The following is a 22,285-nucleotide window of genomic DNA, read 5'->3' on the forward strand; positions in this document are numbered from 1 at the left end:
GGAGAATGTAAAAACAGCTAGTTTTTAAGTAACAGTGTTTCTTCATCTCATTACACAACTAAAATAGTTAAACATGATTGGTTTTCTTGTACCTGTAAAAAGCGAACAGCTTTCTTCTGATTGGCCTTTATTTAGCAAACTTGTAGATCGGAGTCTTAAATCCATAAACGGACAAAAAGATAGGGATTTTCAAATAATAGTGGCTTGTCATGAATTGCCCGTGAGTAAATTTGAACATCCTCAAGTTCATTATGTTCAAGTTGATTTTGATCCACCTAAAATTAAGAATAATGACTGGGAAGAGGATAGACAATTGAAAGAAGGGGATAAGGCAAGGAAAATCTTGAGAGCCTTTGAATATGCAAATCAAAATTTTGAGATTGACTATTATATGGTTGTTGATTCTGATGACTGTATTCACAATGGCATAAGCAAATATGTGAATTCTAGAATTGCAAGTAATATACCTGGTTGGGTTATTGATAAGGGGTATTTCTACAGGGAAGGAGAAAAGATGGCATGGAAGATTAGAAGCAATTTTAATGTTCGTTGTGGTACTTGTACAATTATAAGAAAAGATTTATTCAAGCAATTATTTTTAGAAGAGCCATACCTTTATTATTTTCATGAAAAAACAGAGTTTGATGATGGTGTTATTTTGAAACCTTTACCAATTGCAGGCGCTATTTATAGTATGGCCAATGGTGAAAACCATTTTATGTCACAGTCAAAAATGGTTAGTTTAGTAAACCAAACTAAATATTTTACGTTGGGGCATTTGAAAAGCGTCTTTTCAAAAATCACTAGATATAGACCAAGGTTTATTGGTAAACGCTTCAAAAGTACTTACAACTTTTATAATATAGAATGACTAATTCTGAATAGAAAGAATTCTATTTGCTTTTAACTACATTAGTAAGGGTCTGTCTATTTGTTAACGCTAGGATTTATTACCATGTAAACATCTTATGGATAAAGTTTTATACTATGAGATTTTAACTGATGAACAAGATTTGACATAATCTTTTTAAATCTTCCTTTAAAAATCGGAGATAAAAACTAACAGTTTATGTCCGCTCATGTTCTGGATCAAGAATTATATTCCAATAGTGTGGGTATTTGCAAAGTCATGTTCATTGTAAGAAATGAAAGTAGGTAAAAGTTAATATTCCCGAATTTATCTTCCCAATTTATCAAATTGTTGAGATGTTTAACGAAAAATCAACTTGTTTAAACGAAAAACATGTTGATATTTTTTTGGTAGTTCATCGATCAAGTATATTTGTCTTTGCCCTACCCAACTTTAACACTAGTTAAAAATAAGTGTAATAAAGCTATTGAAAATGAAAAGATTATTTATCAGATACTCAAGAGTGTATTTGTCTGCCGTATTGTGGGCAACATTATTATTTACAAACTTACATGCGCAGGTTAATTTTTCCCAGAGTGAACTGGATTTTAATGGTAATGGGTCTGTCGGTAATGGGGTAACATCTTTGATGTATGGACCTGATGGTCGATTATATGTTGCCGAATATCCAGGAACGATTAAGATCCTAACTATAAATAGGGTCGATGCCACTAATTATCAGGTAATTGCCGCTGAGGATTTAAATAGTGTTATATCTCTGGCCAACCATGATGATGACGGAACTCCCTGTAGTGGTAGTATTCCAGATTGTGCCAAAAGAGAGACTACAGGATTAACGGTTGCTGGTACAGCATCCAATCCTATAATTTATGTTACTTCCAGTGATTTTAGAATTGGATCAGGTTTAGGAGGAGGAAATGGTGATGTTGATCTAGATACTAATTCTGGAATTCTGACGAGGATTAGTTGGAATGGAAGCTCTTGGGATGTTGTTGATTTGGTACGTGGCCTTCCACGCTCTGAAGAGAACCATGCTACCAATGGATTGGAGTTGGTTACGGTGAACGGAATAGAGTATCTTATTGTAGCATCGGGTGGCAATACTAATGGTGGTGGGCCTTCAACCAATTTTGTTTACACCTGTGAATATGCCCTTTCAGGCGCTTTGATTTCAGTTGATTTGACGGCATTAAATGCCTTACCCATATTAAACGACAATGGCCGGGATTATATATATGACATCCCCACTTTGGATGACCCAACTAGAGCCAATGTTAACGGTATAATTGATCCAGACTCACCTGGATATAATGGAATTGATATCAATGACCCTTTTGGAGGGAATGATGGGTTAAATCAAGCTATGGTTGTGCCAGGAAGCCCAATTCAGATATTTTCACCAGGCTATCGCAATGCTTATGATTTGGTTATTACTGAAAGTGGGGCGGTATATGCTACTGACAATGGGGCTAATCAAGGTTGGGGAGGTTTTCCAGTAAATGAGGGAGGAGGCACCGTTACCAATGCCTACGATTCTACTGAACCAGGAAGTAGCTCACCCGCTGCCGATGGCGAATATATAAACAATGAGGATCATCTACAATTAATCACCACGGACATTCAGACCTATTCTTTCGGAAGCCTTTACGGAGGTCATCCAAATCCTATTAGGGCAAATCCCAATGGTGCAGGATTATTTACAGCACCCGCTTCGAATGGTACTACTGGTGCCGTCTTCAGGACCTTGATATATGACCCTGACGGTTCACAAGGTCCCGGGTACACTACTGATCCAAATATAGCTCTTCCGGCAAATTGGCCTCCGGTATCAACCGCTAATCCTGTAGAGGGTGATTTTAGAGGTCCTGGTTTAGCTAATCCTGAAGGACCTGTCGATAACGAAGTTACTATTTGGGGTACAAATACAAATGGAATTGATGAATATACGGCATCCAATTTTGGAAATGCCATGCAAGGTGATCTAATTGCAGGTGTTAACAGTGGTGTTCTTAGAAGGGCGGAATTAAATCCAGATGGTAGTTTAGAAACCTTAACTGACACTTTCGCTTCAGGATTAGGGGGTAATGCCCTGGGAATTACCTGTAATAGTGACACCGATCCATTTCCAGGAAGTATTTGGGCCGGAACATTGAACGGTAAAATTATCGTTCTAGAACCTAGTGATTTGATTAATTGTATAAATCCAGGTGAGCCAGGATACGACGCGAATGCTGATTATGATAGTGATGGTTATACGAATCAAGATGAAGAGGATAATGGTACGGACCCATGTAATGGTGGATCACAACCCGCAGATTTTGATAAGTCGGCAGGGGGAACATTAATTTCGGATCTAAATGATACCGATGATGATGATGATGGAATTTTGGATCAAGACGATCCTTTTCAATTAGGTAACCCAAATAGTTCAGGTAGTGATGCTTTTGCAGTACCAATTCAGAATGGGCTATTTAACGATCAGCAGGGATTAGGTGGTATTTTTGGATTAGGCTTGACCGGTCTTATGAACAATGGGGATGCGAATCCAAATTGGATGGACTGGTTAGATGATATTGGCCAAGGTCCAAATCCTGATGATGTGTTGGGTGGTGCACCGGGTTTAATGACTTCTCACATGACCTCTGGGACCGCTAATGGTTCCTCTAACACCCAAGAAAAGGGATATCAATATGGTGTTGAAGTTGATAATTCAACAGGAAGTTTTACGGTTTCCGGAAATCTATTGAATTTTTCAGACCCCAATCAACTCTATGGTAATAGTGCTGCGATAGGTGGGGAGCTAGGGTTATTTATTGGTGATGGAACACAAAGTAATTTTATAAAATTTGTTCTAACAACCGCAGGGTTAACAGCTCTTCAGGAAATCGGGGATGTGCCTCAGACTCCTATTAATGTACCTATTGCTATTCCAAATAGACCACAGAATTCAGTAGTATTTTATTTCATTGTTGATCCATCAACGGGCATTGTTGAACTTGAGTATTCCTTAGATTTAGGGGTAAGAACTTCAATGGGTGCAACATTAACAGCACAAGGTAGCATTCTTGATGCCATTCAGCAATCCAACCAGGATTTGGCCGTCGGTTTTATTGGAACATCAAATACTACAGCGGTTGAGCTTGAGGGTACTTGGGATTTCTTAAATGTAATTGGAAGTACTCCGACAGTTTCTCAAAATATTCCGGATATCTATAGATTGATTAATACGGCAGACGAAGATATAGAGTTAGATAATTTTTTTGACGATGATTATGGCACGACAAATTTAACATATACTATAGAGTCTAATACTAATAATGCTGTCGGGGCGGTAATAAATGGAAGTATATTGACATTATCTTACCCTGGAACACCTAATGTAACAACTATTACAATTAGAGCGACCGACAATGATTTGAATTTTGTTGAACAGTCATTTTTAGTAACGGTTACCGATACTCCTGTTGCACTATATCGTATAAATACCGGGGGCCCACAAATTGCTGCTATAGATAGTGGTATTGATTGGGAAGAAGATACGCCAGGTAATAACTCGCAGTATCTGGTGACACCTGGGGGGAATCAAGCTTTTTCTTTCGGTATGAATGGGTATACTTCAGAAGTAAATCAGAGTACAACCCCAATATCAGTTTTTGATACTGAGAGAGCAGATAATATTCCTGGGGTTCCGAATATGTCTTATAGTTTTCCTGTAGCCTCACAAGGTAATTATGAGGTTCGCTTATATTTAGGTAATGGGTGGAGCGGTACGTCTAGTGCCGATCAGCGAATCTTTGATGTGGAAATTGAAGGGGTTGTTTATCCATTGTTGAACGATATAGATTTGTCAGGGACATACGGGCATCAAATAGGAACAGCGATAAGTCATATAATGCAAGTGGCAGATGGGTCTATAGATATATCCTTTGTTCACGGATTACTGGAAAATCCAATAGTTAATGCAATAGAAATTCTTCATGCTCCTGATACGGAAACCCCTATATATGTTAATAATATAGATGATCAAACCAGTTTTACGGGGGCTGCGATAAGTTCACTTGGTGTAGAAGTGACTGGTGGTGATGGAAATCTTAATTATAGTGCTACAGGGTTACCTAATGGTATATCAATTGAGCCAACAAATGGACATATTAGTGGAACAATAGATGTGAACGCTGACGCAAATAGCCCTTATAATGTAAACGTTACAGTTGATGATAGTGATGGGCTTACAAGTGATGCCGTGACCATTAGTTTTAATTGGATTGTTAATGCTGCATCGGCTTTCAGAATCAATGTCAGTGGTGATGAATTAGAAACTGTTGACAATGATCCAAAATGGCAATTTAATAATGTGGATGGTTCTTATGTGTCCTCCATATATTCTGTTAATACTGGTGTGTCACTTGATTCTGGCTTAGAATACTCAAATAGGGATAATTCAATTCCGGCATATATTAATGAAGCAACCTTTAATGGGATTTTCGAACGTGAGCGATATGATGCTTCCGCTCTCCCTGAGATGATATATACACTTCCACTCGATAATGGGGACTATATGGTCAATATTTATTTGGGGAACAGTTATGAGCCAGCAAATCAGATAGGAGATAGGGTTTTTGATATTTTGATCGAGGACAATATTGTCAAAGATGATTTAGATGTTATAGATGAATTCGGGCATTTAGTAGCGGGAATGTTATCTTTTCCTGTAACCTTGACTGATGGCAATATGAATATTGAATTTGCCCATGGTGTTGCAGAAAATCCCATATTGAATGCAATAGAGGTTTTTGAGGTTGATAGTGCTAATCCTACACTTATTTTAGATTCAGTAACAGCTCAAACAAGTGATATTAATGAAGCTGTTAGTGTACCACTAAGTGCCTCTGGGGGAGATCCTGTGGAGAGTATGTTGTATTATATCTCAGGACAGCCCCAAGGCTTAACCATTAATGAAACAAGTGGGTTGATTGCAGGTACAATAGATCAGTCTTCATCTTCTGGTGGTCCTTTGGGAGATGGGGTTCATGAAGTGGTTGTAACGGTGAAAAAACCAAGATCCGCTCCGGACAGTAAGGTGTTTACATGGTCTGTTGCTTCTTCATGGATAGATAAAGACGAGGATGAAACTTATACGGCTAGGCATGAGAATTCCTTTGTACAAGCTGGAAACCAGTTTTATTTAATGGGCGGTCGTGAAAATGCCAAGACAATTGACATTTATGATTATACTTCTGATACCTGGACTTCTCTAGTTGATTCAGCTCCTTTCGAATTCAATCATTTTCAGGCAGTGGAATATCAAGGCTTTATTTGGGTAATTGGGGCGTTTAAAGACAATAATTACCCTATTGAAGCACCTGCAGAAAACGTTTGGGCTTTTAATCCGGCAAATGAGGAATGGATTGAAGGACCACAAATTCCTATTTCGAGACGAAGAGGGTCAGCGGGATTGGTAGTTTATAATGATAAGTTCTATATTATTGCGGGAAATAATGATGGACATGATGGCGGGTATTTAGCTTTATTTGATGAATATGATCCTGCTACTGGCGTTTGGACAGCTTTAGATGATGCCCCAAGGGCCAGAGACCATTTTGCGGCGGTAGTTATAGGTGATAAATTGTATGTTTCTGGTGGTCGTTTATCTGGTGGACCTGGAGGAACATTTGGACCTACCATTCCCGAAGTGGATGTATATGATTTTTCAGGAAGTTCATGGAGTACACTTCCATCTGGACAGAATATTCCAACTCCGAGAGGTGGTGCATCGGCTGTAAGTTTTAATGATAAGTTGATTGTAATAGGAGGTGAAACCGAAGTGGCCGGACCATCCTTGACAACTACTGAAGAATATAACCCAAATACTCAAACTTGGCAAACACTGGCAGGATTGAATAATCCGCGGCATGGTACGCAGGCTATTGTATCTGGTCAAGGAATCTTTATTCTGGGTGGGTCGCCTGCTCAAGGAGGTGGCAATCAAAAGAATATGGAATATTTTGGGGTTGATTCCCCCATAGGAACACCAAGTGTAGAAAGTGTAATAAATGCACTGGGAGGCGTTCTAATTGCTGATGGATCCTCTGAGGATATTGATTTGAACATAGAAGCAGGGAACGTTGGGGTAATTGTCACATCAATGGTGCTTTCCGGTCCTAATGCGGCAGATTTCAATATTTTATCTGGTGAGTTATCCAACCAATTACTAAAACCTAACTCTACACATACAATTACTGTAGAACTAACAGGGAGTGGTGCTGATAGAAATGCAATTCTTACGGTTAATTATGGTAACAATGGTTCGCTGGATATTGCTTTATCCAATTCAAATATAGCGCCTTTAATTACAAATCCAGGAACACAAAATAATAATGAAGGTGATAGTGTTACACTACCAATAATTGCCTCAGATGCAAGTATTAACCTTACCTATATGGCTACAGGACTTCCTCCTACATTAACAATTGATAATAATACTGGTGTAATTTCAGGTACTGTAAGTGCTGGTGGTGGTTCAGAATTTCTAGAAAATAATGGACTGGTTATTATTGAAATGGAAAGCCTAACATATGATACCAATTGGACTGAAGAGAGTATTGAAAGTGGTTTTACTGGAAGTGGATATCTGAATAATCATACGGATAGTTTCCTTACCCCAGGTACTGGAACAATAACAGCTGAAATAAATATTTCTGCACCTGGGACATATCGGGTACAATGGCATAATAAAATAGGAATCATTGCACCTTCTAGTCCAACTACAGAGCATAATGATGCTTGGTTAAGGTTTCCCGATGCCAGCGAGTTTTATGGAGGATATACGTCTACAACAGGTTTGATTTACCCTGTGGGGAGTGGTCAATCTCCAGTAGGTAATGGACCCGGTGCAGACAACTGGTTTAAGGTCTATACAAACACGATTGCTTGGAATTGGTCATCTTTGACTAGTGACAACGACGCGCATAACGTTTACGTTACGTTCGATACCGCTGGGGTTTATACAATGGAAATATCTTCAAGATCAAATGGTCATTTTATTGACAGGGTTGCATTACACAATGTAGATCAAAACTATACGCAAGCACAGCTGCTTGCTGCTCCTGAATCTTCGACTGGAGGTGGGGGTGGGGCTTCTGAAAATAGCCCTTACACAGTTGAAGTCACAGTTACAGATGATATGGCTCCGGCCTTGTCATCTTCTGAGCAATTTATTTGGAATATAGGGCAGATAGGTGATATCGCCCCAACTGCTGTAGCTAGTGCTACTCCATTGACCGGTCCTACACCTTTGGAGGTTACCTTTACCGGTAGTAATTCCACAGATGATATTGCGGTAACGGGCTATTTATGGGATTTTAAAGATGGTTCACCCACTGTATCAATTGCTGATCCAATGCATACTTTTACAACAGCCGGAATTTATGATGTTGAATTAACTGTTTCAGACGGAGCTGGACTCACAAACTCAACTACTGTTCAAATTAATGTAAGTGTAGGTAATGAGGCACCTATTGCCGTTGCAAGTGCAACTCCATTTACTGGTTCAGCACCGCTTGAAGTTAACTTTACTGGCAGTAATTCTACAGATGATGTTGCGGTTACTGGTTATTTATGGGATTTCAAAGATGGATCCCCTACTGTGACACTTTCCGACCCAGAACATACGTTTACAACTGAAGGAATCTATGATGTTGAATTAACTGTTTCAGATGGAGCCGGGCTCACGAACACAACTACTGTTCAAATTAATGTAAGTGTTGGCAATGAGGCTCCTATCGCCGTTGCTAGTGCTACACCATTAAGTGGAGATGCTCCCTTAGAAGTTAGTTTTACAGGTAGTAATTCTACAGATGATGTTGCCGTTACTGGTTATTCATGGGATTTTAAAGATGGATCCCCTATTGTAACACTCACAGATCCTACACATACTTTTAATACTGAAGGAGAGTATGTTGTAGAACTTACCGTAGAAGATGTAGATGGTCTTACAAATATGACAACAATAACAATTACAGTTAGTCTAAGTCAAAATGAAGCTCCAGTTGCCGTAGCAACTGCAAGCCCTACAGCAGGGACAGTCGATTTAGCAGTAATTTTTAACGGTTCAGGATCTACAGATGACCAGGGCATAGTAGGCTATTTGTGGGACTTCAAAGATGGATTTACTTCTGATCAGGAAAACCCGACTCATTTATTTGAGACAACAGGCGTTTTTGATGTAGATTTTACTGTCACAGATGCCCAAGGATTATCCGATACAGACACAGTGACTATAACTGTCAACGAAATAAATGGCAATATGCCGCCGGTTGCAGCAGTTTCTGCAACTCCTGAAAATGGTAATATACCATTAGAAGTAACTTTTACTGGTGATGATTCAACCGATGATCTTGCCGTAGTAAGTTATCTTTGGGATTTTGCAGATGGTATTACCTCAAACGAAGCAAATCCAATTCATATCTTCGATAAAGCCGGCACATATAACGTTACATTAACAGTTACTGATGGGGAAGGATTAACGGATGTTGAAACAATAAGTATTATTGTGGTTTCTGAAAATGTAGATACAACAGGTAGAGTCTATCCAAATCCTGCTAGTGATGTGGCAAAAATTCCAATTAGTTATCTACCAACTGACAAAGTTGTAATAAACCTTTCACTATATGATTCAACAGGTAGGCATTTACAATCATTTACTCCTTCAGAAATATTTACAAATGAGGAATATGAAATTCCAGTACATATTCTAAGGAATGGAATCTATCACATTAGAATTGAATTTAGTAATGCTGACCCAATAATACTTGGTTTGATTGTTAAAAAGTAAACTGAATAAGATTTTTTTCTAAAGGATCCATAGTACATGGATCCTTCCAACCCCCTGAAAATCAATATTTTTCAGTGTTTTAAGTTGGCCAACTAGAAGTATAGGTTGAATGCTATTCATCGGATAACATTTGCCTTTAATCGATAAGTTGATGTATTCCTTTTATTACAGAATTAGAGTAAATATATTTAAGAGACCCCCCCCATTTATTTTTTGCTAACCATTTTAATATTATCAGAGGATGAATACACCTTTTATTTGTACCGGCAATCCTTTAGTTAAGATTATTGCTGGACTGTTTTTATTATTTAATACCACCATAGTTGCACAAATTAGCTTTAATCAAAGTCAGCTGGATTTTAATGGTCTTGGTTCTGTAGATAGTGGAGTTACATCATTAATGTATGGTCCAGATGGGCGTCTTTATGTTGCTGAATACCCTGGAACAATTAAAATATTAACTGTTGAAAAAACTAGCCTTGGAGATTATACTGTTATAGCGGTAGAAGCCCTTACAGGAGTGACAGATATTGTCAACCATGATGATGATGGTACTATCAACAATTCTCAGGTCTACCGTGAAACAATAGGTCTTACGGTATCTGGGACTTCTGTCAACCCTGTAATATATGTAAGTTCAAGTGATTTCAGAATTGGTGCTGGTTCTTCAGGTGGCAATGGCGATATTGAATTAGATACTAATTCTGGAATTATTACTCGATTTTCTTGGAATGGCACGTCCTGGGATGTTGTGGATTTAGTTCGAGGTCTGCCTAGATCTGAGGAGAATCACGCAACAAATGGCTTGGAAAAAGTGAATATAAATGGGACCAATTATTTAATAGTCGCTTCGGGTGGGTTTACAAATGGAGGTGGGCCATCTACCAATTTTGTATATTCCTGTGAGTACGCTCTTTCCGGTGCGATTCTATCAATTGATTTAGATGCAATTAATGCTCTTCCCGTCTTAATGGACAATGGAAGGGCTTTCTTATATGATTTACCCACCTTAGATGACCCTGAAAGAGCAAACGAAAACGGAATTATTGATCCCGATGATATTGGTTATAATGGAATAGATGTCAATGATCCATTTGGAGGAAATGATGGTCTAAACCAAGCTATGGTAGTTCCAAATGGACCTGTTCAAATCTATTCTCCGGGTTACAGAAATGCATATGATTTAGTGGTTACTGAAAATGGAGCGCTTTATGTTACCGAAAATGGGGCTAATCAAGGATGGGGAGGATTTCCGGTAAATGAGGGAACTGCCAACGTTACTAATGACTATGACCCTAATGAACTGGGAAGTCAATCCCCATCAGGAGGTGAATATATAAATAATTTAGACCATCTTGAGATGGTGACTTTTGATATTCAAAACTATGTGCCAGGTAGTTTCTATGCAGGTCATCCTAATCCTACTAGAGCAAACCCTTCTGGAGCTGGGCTTTTTGTGGCTCCAAACCAAATTGGTACTACAAATGCCGTATTCAGAACATTAATTTATGACCCTGATGGTTCCAGAGGTGCAGGATATACAACAGACCCTAATATTGCTTTGCCAGCAAATTGGCCGCCAGTATCCGTTGCTAACAGTGTAGAAGGGGACTGGAGGGGACCTGGAATAGTTAATCCCGATGGACTGGATGACATCCCAATCACTATCTGGAGTACTAATACGAATGGTATTGATGAATATACAGCCTCTAATTTTAGTGGTGCTATGAAAGGTAATCTTTTAGCTGGGCATAATGCGGGGCTAATACATAGAGTAGAATTAGCTAATGATGGAACTTTACAACAACTTACTTCAAGTTTTCTTTCAGGAATTGGAGGTAATGCCCTTGGCATAACATGCAACGGTGATAATGAAATTTTTCCAGGGACTATTTGGGCAGGAACATTAAATGGTAAGATTGTGGTTTTTGAACCTAGCGATGGTTCAATTTGTCTTTCCCCAGGAGATTTTGGATATGACCCTATTGCTGATTATGATAATGATGGTTATACAAATCAAGACGAGGAAGATAATGGAACAGATCCATGTAATGGTGGTTCTCAGCCAAATGATTTTGATAAATCAATAGGTGGAACATTACTGTCAGATTTAAATGATAATGACGACGATGGTGATGGTATATTGGATTCCAATGATCCATTTCAATTAGGAGACCCAGATTCGACGGGAAGCGATGCGTTTGTAATTCCTGTTAGCAATGACCTTTTTAATGATCAAGAGGGTTTAAATGGAATATTTGGATTAGGGTTGACAGGTTTAATGAATAATGGCAATACTAATGAGAATTGGTTAAGTTGGATAGATCGGCGGGATGACCCTAACGATCCAAACCCAAATGATGTTTTGGGAGGAGCTACAGGGTTAATGACATCACATATGACTTCTGGTACCGCCTTAGGGTCAACTAATACACAAGACAAAGGTTATCAATTTGGTGTTCAGACAGATGTTGGCACCGGAATTTTTACAGTATCAGGTAACCTTATCAACTTAACTGGCCCTTTACGAATTTATGGTAATAGTGCCGCTCTGGGAGGTGAACTTGGTCACTTCATAGGCGATGGAACACAGAGCAACTATATTAAGATTGTTTTGAATACTTCGGGAATCACGGCTTTACAAGAAATTAATGATATACCACAAACCCCTATAAACATTCCTATTTCGGTATCTAATAGACCCGCTAATGATATAGTGTTTTATTTTACGATTGACCCATCTAATGGGCAGGTTGACCTTGAATATGCCATCGATGGAGGTACAAGAGCTGGTATAGGCACCGTAACTGCTCAGGGTAGTATATTAGATGCTATTCAACAAGCTAATCAAGATTTGGCTGCAGGTTTTATTGGTACTTCAGGTACAACAGATGTAGAATTAGAGGGAACATGGGATTTTTTGAGCGTGATACCCGAAGATTCTACCGATTCTCTGTTAGGGATAAATGCAGGAGGAGTGTTAATCGACCAAAATGGTACCACCTTTGTCGCTGATGAACATTTCGTTGGAGGAACCCCATATACAAATCCTAGTGCACTCGTACCAGATATGTATAAGACCGAAAGAAGTTCTCCGTCTAAAACTTTTCAATATAGTATTCCGATAACTGATGGTGACTATACAGTAGTTCTTCATTTCGCCGAAATTTACTGGGGAGCAACCGGCGGAGGACCTGGTGGGTCAGGTCAACGCGTTTTTGATGTTACTGTTGAAGGAAATTTAGTTTTGGACAACTACGATATTTTTTCGGAAGTAGGTGCTGAAGTAGCGCAACAAAAGTCTTTTGATGTTACTGTAAATGATGGTTCTTTGAATATCGATTTTTCTGCATTGGCGGCGGTTGGCGGAATTGACCAACCAAAAGTTTCAGCGATAGAAATTTTGTCAGGCGGAGTGACTTTTCCTCCACTAATTCTAGAACCAATAGTAGATCAGGCTAATGTCATTAATGATAATATTAGTTTTGGAGTAACGGCGACCGGAGGTGATTCAAATGCGAATTTCACCTATCAGATCTCCGGCCAGCCAGACGGTGTCCAAATCGAACCAACCAATGGTTTGATATCTGGCATAATTTCCAGTGCTGCAGCTTCAGGTGGTGCAAATAATGACGGTCAACATGTGGTAAGTGTGGCTGTTAGTAAGCCAGGTTCTGCAACTGTCAATCAAGTCTTTAATTGGAATGTCGGTTCTGAAAATTGGGTGGATAAAAATGAAAACGAGAACTACACAGCACGCCACGAAAATTCCTTCGTACAAGCCGGTGATAAGTTTTATTTGATGGGAGGGCGCGAAAACTCACGGAGCATTGATGTTTACGACTATTCCTCTGATACATGGAATACCTTGGTAGATTCAGCACCATTTGAATTTAATCATTTCCAGGCTACAGAATATCAAGGATTGATTTGGGTTATAGGGGCGTTTCAAACGAACGCCTTTCCAACAGAGGCTCCAGCGGAATATGTTTGGGCTTTTGACCCGGCAAACGAAGAATGGATTGAAGGAGCGCAGATTCCTCAATCTAGGCGAAGAGGTTCTGCCGGTTTAGTGGTCCGCAATGATAAGTTTTATATTGTTGGCGGTAATACAAATGGTCATGACGCTGGTTTTGTGTCATTTTTTGACGAATATGATCCTGCAACAGGCATCTGGACTTCTTTAACTGATGCACCAAGAGCAAGAGATCATTTTGCGGCGGCTATAATAAATGACAAATTGTACGCTGCCGGTGGTAGATTAACAAGTACAGCCAATGGTTATTTTGAACCTACAATTCCAGAAGTAGATGTTTATGATTTTGCTACTTCAACCTGGAGTACACTTCCGGCCGTCCAAAATATTCCAACACCAAGAGGTGGAGCTTCTGCGGTGAATTTTAATGATAAGTTACTTGTGATAGGTGGAGAGATAGGAGGTCAAACTCAAGCATTGGCCATTACTGAGGAGTACGATCCAAATACTGATACATGGACATCCGCAGCAAGTCTAAATTCTCCTAGACACGGTACCCAGGTAATTGTTTCGGGCAATGGAGTTTTTATGGTAGCAGGATCACCATTGCAAGGAGCTGGCAATCAAAGAAACATGGAAGTTTTAGGGGTTGACAATCCTGAGGGAACGGCTAGTATAGCAAGTGTGCTTTCTGCTCCAACTTCAGTTACCGTGCCTGATGCGGGTATAACTATTAACTTAGATGTGAATGGCGGTAATCAAGGAATTATTATAAATTCAATTGAATTAACAGGTACAGATGCTCAAGATTTTAATACATCTGTGAGTTCACCTGAAAGTCAATTGATTAAGTCAGGAATGCAACTTACAATACCCATTGGTTTAGTTAATCCAGGCCCAGGGAAAACTGCAAACCTGGTTATCAACTATGGTGCTGGTAGTGAGATGAGCATTGCACTTCAAAGTGATGGTGCTGTCGAAGATTTAGCTTTTTCACAAGAAAGAGGTTTGTATGAAGTTCCTTTTAATTTAAGTCTATTCACTGGAATTTTAGGAGCTACCATTCGTTATACACTAGATGGTTCTACACCGAGTACCACAAGCGGTACTATTTATAACGGCAATCCATTAACTGTAAATACTACTACAACAGTAAGGGCTATTGCATATTCTGGTAGTACAGAATCGGAAGTGGGAACCCATTCATACATATTTTTAAGTGATGTTGTACAGCAGCCGGCTAACATTACCGGTTGGCCAAATAATGTTTACAATCTTGGTACCGGTGGTGCGCAGGCAACACATGATTATGAGATGGATCCTGCAGTCGTAAATGCACCTGAATATAGCAACGATATCATATCAGGGCTATCATCAATTCCAACCATGTCAATTGTAATGGACAAAGATGATTTTTGGACGGTTTACGATGGCGAAGTCGGCATTGACGGCTCTATTGAAATTATCTATCCCAATGGTGCTTTTCCCAATGAACAGTTTATAGCAGAACTAGAGTCACATAGCCATTTGAGGCTTAAACGTTCAATGAAATTAGACATCAACAATAGCATTTCATCAAATTTACTCAGAACAGGGCCATTAAGTGGTGATGTGGCTACAGATAACTTTACAGATACCAAATTTGTTCTAAGAGGAGGTAATAATAGAGCATGGTCAAGAAACTGGAACGCAGACCGAACAGCTTTCACAAGAGATGAATGGTATCGAGCTTCACAGATCGCTGCCTCTGGAATTGGTAAGCCGGGCGCATTTGTTCATCTTTATGTTAACGGACTTTACTGGGGTATGTATAATCCGGTACAAAGACAAGATGCTGGTTTTATGGCAGCGTATTTTGGAGGGGAGAATGACGATTATATGACCCTTAATCATAATGGTGTAAAGAGTGGAGATGCTACAAGATTTGATTATTTGACCAATACTCTGGTAAATCAAGATATGTCCATCCAGGCAAATTATGAAGAAGTCAAACAGTATCTTGATATAGAAAAATTTATGGACTATTTAATGGTTACCTGGTCTATGGGAATGACGGATTGGCCTTTAAATAATTTTTATGGAGGAAATCGCAATAATCCTGCAGAACCATTTAACTATTATGCATGGGATGGCGAATGGTCATGGGATACCACAAATGGATCAAATAATGGGGCGTGGGTACATCCCTTTTTCAGGAGTAGTCAGACAGGTTCAGAGCCAATTTCTAATCTATGGCATAGTCTCAGGGCAAATCCTGAATTTATGCAGCTATTCGTAGATAGAGTAAATCTTCAGTTTTTTAATAATGGTCCAATATCGGATAATGCTTCAAGAGCCAGATGGGCAACTGTAAATCAATATATTGAAACTGCGGTAATTGCAGAATCGGCACGTTGGGGTGATGGATTGAATGATGGCCAAACACGAACTAAAAATGATGATTGGCAACCTGAAGTAGATCGCTTAGATGCGCTTATGAACGGTAATGCTGAAAGATTTTTAGACGCACTTAGAGTGGAAGGTTATTATCCTGCTTTGGATGCAGCTGTCTTTAATAATCCCGGCGGATCAGTGATTGCAAGTTTCGAGCTTGAGATGACTAATCCGAATCCTTCAGGAACTATTTATTATACGACAGATGGAACTGATCCACAGTTGCCAAATGGAAGTGTTTCTGGCAGCGCAATAGCATATTCCTCGCCCATAGATGTACCAGATTCGGGTATTTTAGAAATTATTGCAAGGGTTAACGATGGCAGTGATTGGAGTGCAAGTACGGAGGCTTCTTACGCTGAAATGGAATTATATATCAATGAGTTCCTCGCTAGTAACGTAACTGGAATTACAGATGAGTCCGGAGCCAATGAAGATTGGATTGAGTTTTATAATGCGGGAGTATTACCCGTGGATCTAGGAGGAATGTATATCACCGATGATTTGGTGGATTTAACACAATGGCAGATTCCTGATACTTCAACCGCGGAAACAACGATTCCAGCAGGAGGGTTTCTCTATGTCTGGGCAGATAAAGATCCGGAAGAAGGACCACTGCATGTAGATATTAAACTTGGTTCTGGAGGTGAGGCAATAGGTTTGTCTATTGATAGCTCCACAGGAATCCAAACAATTGATTCTTATACATTTGGTCCCCAGGCAGATGACATTTCAGAAGGAAGATTTTCAGATGGTGAGAATAATTTTGTGACCTTCGATAACCCAACTCCGGGTGCGCCGAATGAAATCGGTTTCCTTTCAGGAATATACATTAATGAGTTTATCGCTGGTAATGAAACTGGAATAGTAGATGAAGCTGGTGAATTTGAAGATTGGATTGAAATTTACAATAGTAATGATACGCCTGTTGATATAGGCGGTTTATACATAACGGATGATTTGACGAATCCATTATTGTTCAAAATCCCAACAGATAATCCTACGGCAACGACGATACCTGCTGGAGGATTTATCATATTATGGGCTGATAATGAACCTTTAGAAGGTACACTTCATGTTGGTCTAAAACTTGGAAAAAGTGGAGAGGATATTGGGCTTACGCAAATCATTGGAGTCGAGCAACAGTTTATAGATTCCCTTACCTATGGTGCACAGTCTGATGATGTATCCTATGGTCGCGAACCTGATGGTGGTAGTACATTTAGTTTCTACTTTCAACCAACTCCCGGTAGTTCAAATATCATTCCTTTTGTAGCCGGATTATCTATAAACGAAGTCCTTGCTATTAACTCCACTTCAATTACGGACCCCAATGGGGAGAACGACCCTTGGGTTGAGGTGTATAACCTAAATGAAAATGCTGTAGATATCGGAGGCCTTTATGTAAGTAATGATGCCAGTAATCCTTCACTTTGGCAGATTCCTGATACAAATCCTAGTTTGACAACTATTCCTGCAGGTGGATTTATCACCCTATGGGCCGATAATCAAACATCCCAGGGAGAACTGCACCTACCTTTTACTTTGAGTAGTGGTGGGGGAACGATAGTTATATCCGATATAATTGGGACAGATATGTCTACTGTTGATTCCATGACTTATGCGGCACAAACAAATGATATTTCTTTTGGTAGGTATCCAGATGCTTCAGAACAGTTCAAGTCATTTAGTGCGCCTACACCGAACAACAATAATATACTTCCGTTAGTAACAAATGTTTTCATCAATGAATATATGGCAAGCAATGCTATAACGATTTCCGATGAAGCAGGAGAATTTGATGATTGGATTGAATTATACAATGCTGGCACAACTGCAGTAGATGTAGGAGGTCTATTTATAGTGGATGATTTGACAGAGGCCGACCCGTATCAAATTCCGACAACGTCACCTTCTGAAACAACTATTCCTCCAGGAGGATTCCTTTTACTTTGGGCGGATAAACAAGAGTCTCAGGGAGTGTTACATGTTGGTGTTAAGCTAAGTGGTGGAGGTGAACAAATAGGACTACTTCAGATTAATGGGAATGACAATACGTTCATAGATTCATTGATATATACAGCCCAAACCGAAGATATTTCAGAAGGTAGGTCCTTCGACGGTGGGCCTACATTCGTCAATTTTACGTCTCCTACGCCGAATGCTTCAAATGGAGGTATTCCGAGCGGTGTGGTTACTAGTTTAACGTTGATTAATGCAACTTCAGATCAAGATATCACAACTATAAATGATGGGGATGTACTTTCAATGCAAGACCTTCCTACGAACTTGTTAAGCATAAGAGCCAATGCGATTGATGTCGGGAGCATACAATTTGAATTAAGTGGTGCTCTAACTACAAGTAATGTTGAAAATGCGGCTCCTTACTCACTTTATGGTGATGTTGCAGGTGATTATATAGAACAAGTTTTTGTGGTTGGAAATTACACATTGACAGCTACTCCATTTACGGGACCTAATTTGACAGGAACCCAAGGTCCAGATTTTACAATCAATTTTGAGATTACAGAGGATAGTTCGCCAACAGCGATTTGTCAGAACATAACCGTCTCTTTAGATGAAAATGGAAACGTCACAATTACAGGTGACGATGTGGACAATGGTTCTAGCGCCCCTGATGGAATTGCTAGTTTGACGGTATTTCCGAATTCTTTTGATTGCAATGATATAGGAAATAATACTGTAATACTTACGGTAACAGATACAAACAACAATACCAGCACATGTTCTGCAACGGTTACGGTGGAAGATGATACGGCCACAGTTATTACATGCCCTGATAACATTTCGGTGCCAAGTAGTAATGGAAGTCCGGTTATTGTTACAATAACTCCTCCTATTGTGGTTGACAATTGTTCAACATTCAATACTATTACAGGCATTCGCGGCGACGCTCTTGCTTTGACGGATCCATTCCCAGTGGGAATAACCATGATAGAATGGACCGCAACTGATGAGGAAGGAAATAGTAGTACATGTATGCAGAATGTAGAAGTTACTTTTTCTGGAATTCCCGGAAATGATATAACCTCTTTCTCCCTTCCAACAGAATTAGCTCCAGCTAGCATTGACGCTATTGAAAAAACAGTAAATGTTACGGTCGCATTTGGATCAGATATAACTTCCCTTGCTCCAAATATAGGAGTATCGGCAGATGCGGTTATTGACCCTGCACCTGGAGCACTCATTGATTTTACGAACCCGGTAATATATAAAGTTACTTCTTCGGATGAAGTAGAGCAACAGTGGATAGTTACCGTAACGGTTGCTCCAGAGGCTTCCGACGAGATTTGGTTGGAGGCTGAATGCGCTATTGCTGGTGTTGATTGGAGCTTTATCGATAATGTCTCTTCCTCGAACGGGCAACATCTCCTCGCCCCTTCGGGCAATAACCTTTCAGGTCCGCCTAGCAATACCGACCAGATGGTAACCTTTGATTTTCAAGCTGATGCAGGTACCTATAGCGTTCATGCATTGGTACAGGCAAGTACTGGTGCAGACGATAGTTTTTGGGTACGTTCTAACGGAGGAACTTGGATTCGTTGGAATAAGATTACCAATAGCCCGACTTTTGTTTGGGATCAAGTACATGATAGTGATAATAGCAGTCAACCTGTGATCTTTAATTTGGCACAAGGGTCCAATACGATAGATATTGCCTTAAGGGAAGATGGTGCCTCACTTGATAAGATTTATATCACAAGTACTACGAATCTTCCAACAGGTCTTGGTGATATGGCGAGCAACTGTGTCATTGTTCCCGAGCCTCCTACGGCCGATGCCGGTTCAGACCAGAACATCATGCTGCCCGCCAATAGTGCAGTTTTCAGTGGAATTGGCAATGACCCTGATGGCGGAGCCATTGTATCTTATGCTTGGACGCAGGAAAGCGGTGGACCTTCTACAGCTACTTTGGCAGGAGAGAATACAACTCAGTTTACGGCCAGTGATTTAATAGAGGGCACGTACGTCTTCCGATTGACGGTGACCGATGATGAGGGCGATACTGGTTTTGATTTGGTAAGTGTAACTGTGGAAGCAATAGTATTGTTACCTCCTACGGCCGATGCCGGTTCAGACCAGAACATCATGCTGCCCGCCAATAGTGCAGTTTTCAGTGGAATTGGCAATGACCCTGATGGCGGAGCCATTGTATCTTATGCTTGGACGCAGGAAAGCGGTGGACCTTCTACAGCTACTTTGGCAGGAGAGAATACAACTCAGTTTACGGCCAGTGATTTAATAGAGGGCACGTACGTCTTCCGATTGACGGTGACCGATGATGAGGGCGATACTGGTTTTGATTTGGTAAGTGTAACTGTGAGTCCGGAGACCTCCGACGAGATTTGGTTGGAGGCTGAATGCGCTATTGCTGGTGTTGATTGGAGCTTTATCGATAATGTCTCTTCCTCGAACGGGCAACATCTCCTCGCCCCTTCGGGCAATAACCTTTCAGGTCCGCCTAGCAATACCGACCAGATGGTAACCTTTGATTTTCAAGCTGATGCAGGTACCTATAGCGTTCATGCATTGGTACAGGCAAGTACTGGTGCAGACGATAGTTTTTGGGTACGTTCTAACGGAGGAACTTGGATTCGTTGGAATAAGATTACCAATAGCCCGACTTTTGTTTGGGATCAAGTACATGATAGTGATAATAGCAGTCAACCTGTGATCTTTAATTTGGCACAAGGGTCCAATACGATAGATATTGCCTTAAGGGAAGATGGTGCCTCACTTGATAAGATTTATATCACAAGTACTACGAATCTTCCAACAGGTCTTGGTGATATGGCGAGCAACTGTGTCATTGTTCCCGAGCCTCCTACGGCCGATGCCGGTTCAGACCAGAACATCATGCTGCCCGCCAATAGTGCAGTTTTCAGTGGAATTGGCAATGACCCTGATGGCGGAGCCATTGTATCTTATGCTTGGACGCAGGAAAGCGGTGGACCTTCTACAGCTACTTTGGCAGGAGAGAATACAACTCAGTTTACGGCCAGTGATTTAATAGAGGGCACGTACGTCTTCCGATTGACGGTGACCGATGATGAGGGCGATACTGGTTTTGATTTGGTAAGTGTAACTGTGGAAGCAATAGTATTGTTACCTCCTACGGCCGATGCCGGTTCAGACCAGAACATCATGCTGCCCGCCAATAGTGCAGTTTTCAGTGGAATTGGCAATGACCCTGATGGCGGAGCCATTGTATCTTATGCTTGGACGCAGGAAAGCGGTGGACCTTCTACAGCTACTTTGGCAGGAGAGATACAACTCAGTTTACGGCCAGTGATTTAATAGAGGGCACGTACGTCTTCCGATTGACGGTGACCGATGATGAGGGCGATACTGGTTTTGATTTGGTAAGTGTAACTGTGAGTCCGGAGACCTCCGACGAGATTTGGTTGGAGGCTGAATGCGCTATTGCTGGTGTTGATTGGAGCTTTATCGATAATGTCTCTTCCTCGAACGGGCAACATCTCCTCGCCCCTTCGGGCAATAACCTTTCAGGTCCGCCTAGCAATACCGACCAGATGGTAACCTTTGATTTTCAAGCTGATGCAGGTACCTATAGCGTTCATGCATTGGTACAGGCAAGTACTGGTGCAGACGATAGTTTTTGGGTACGTTCTAACGGAGGAACTTGGATTCGTTGGAATAAGATTACCAATAGCCCGACTTTTGTTTGGGATCAAGTACATGATAGTGATAATAGCAGTCAACCTGTGATCTTTAATTTGGCACAAGGGTCCAATACGATAGATATTGCCTTAAGGGAAGATGGTGCCTCACTTGATAAGATTTATATCACAAGTACTACGAATCTTCCAACAGGTCTTGGTGATATGGCGAGCAATTGCAGTCAAAATATTAACTTATTGCTAAAGAGTACAAACAATATGAGGATTATACCAAATCCTGTTATTGATGAAGTTTCAGTATTTTTTGACCAACCGACCATAACAAGTGATATTCAAGTATTTGATGTTGCCGGACGCCTTGTTAAGACCATAAGCAAGCAAGAATATGGAAAGTCATCAACCATATCGGTACAGGAATTTGAAGTTGGAATATATTTCTTGAGGGTACAAGATGAAAATGGTAAACTACTCCAAAAACAAATGGTTATTAAGAAGTAGAAGTTTTACTA

Annotated in this window: 2 protein-coding genes and 1 pseudogene; all 3 read left to right on the plus strand. The window is 40.3% G+C overall.

Annotated elements, in window-relative coordinates; all coding sequences use genetic code 11:
- Positions 1-73 precede the first annotated feature (73 nt).
- Positions 74-871, plus strand: coding sequence for a hypothetical protein (locus FB2170_RS11170; RefSeq protein ID WP_013306664.1), 798 nt, complete (start codon positions 74-76; stop codon positions 869-871).
- Positions 872-1,343: 472 nt separating this feature from the next.
- A complete protein-coding gene (locus FB2170_RS17655; protein ID WP_013306665.1) occupies positions 1,344-9,704 on the plus strand; it encodes a PKD domain-containing protein in 8,361 nt (2,786 codons plus the stop codon).
- A gap of 2,398 nt (positions 9,705-12,102) precedes the next feature.
- A pseudogene (locus tag FB2170_RS11180) lies at positions 12,103-22,274 on the plus strand (T9SS type A sorting domain-containing protein); the annotation flags it as partial.
- Positions 22,275-22,285 lie beyond the last annotated feature (11 nt).

Source organism: Maribacter sp. HTCC2170, from assembly GCF_000153165.2.
GTDB lineage: Bacteria > Bacteroidota > Bacteroidia > Flavobacteriales > Flavobacteriaceae > Maribacter_A.

Coding starts and splice junctions, on each gene's coding strand:
- FB2170_RS17655 (WP_013306665.1), top strand. CDS start 1,344: ATGAAAAGATTATTTATCAGATACTCAAGAGTGTATTTGTCTGCCGTA.
- FB2170_RS11170 (WP_013306664.1), top strand. CDS start 74: ATGATTGGTTTTCTTGTACCTGTAAAAAGCGAACAGCTTTCTTCTGAT.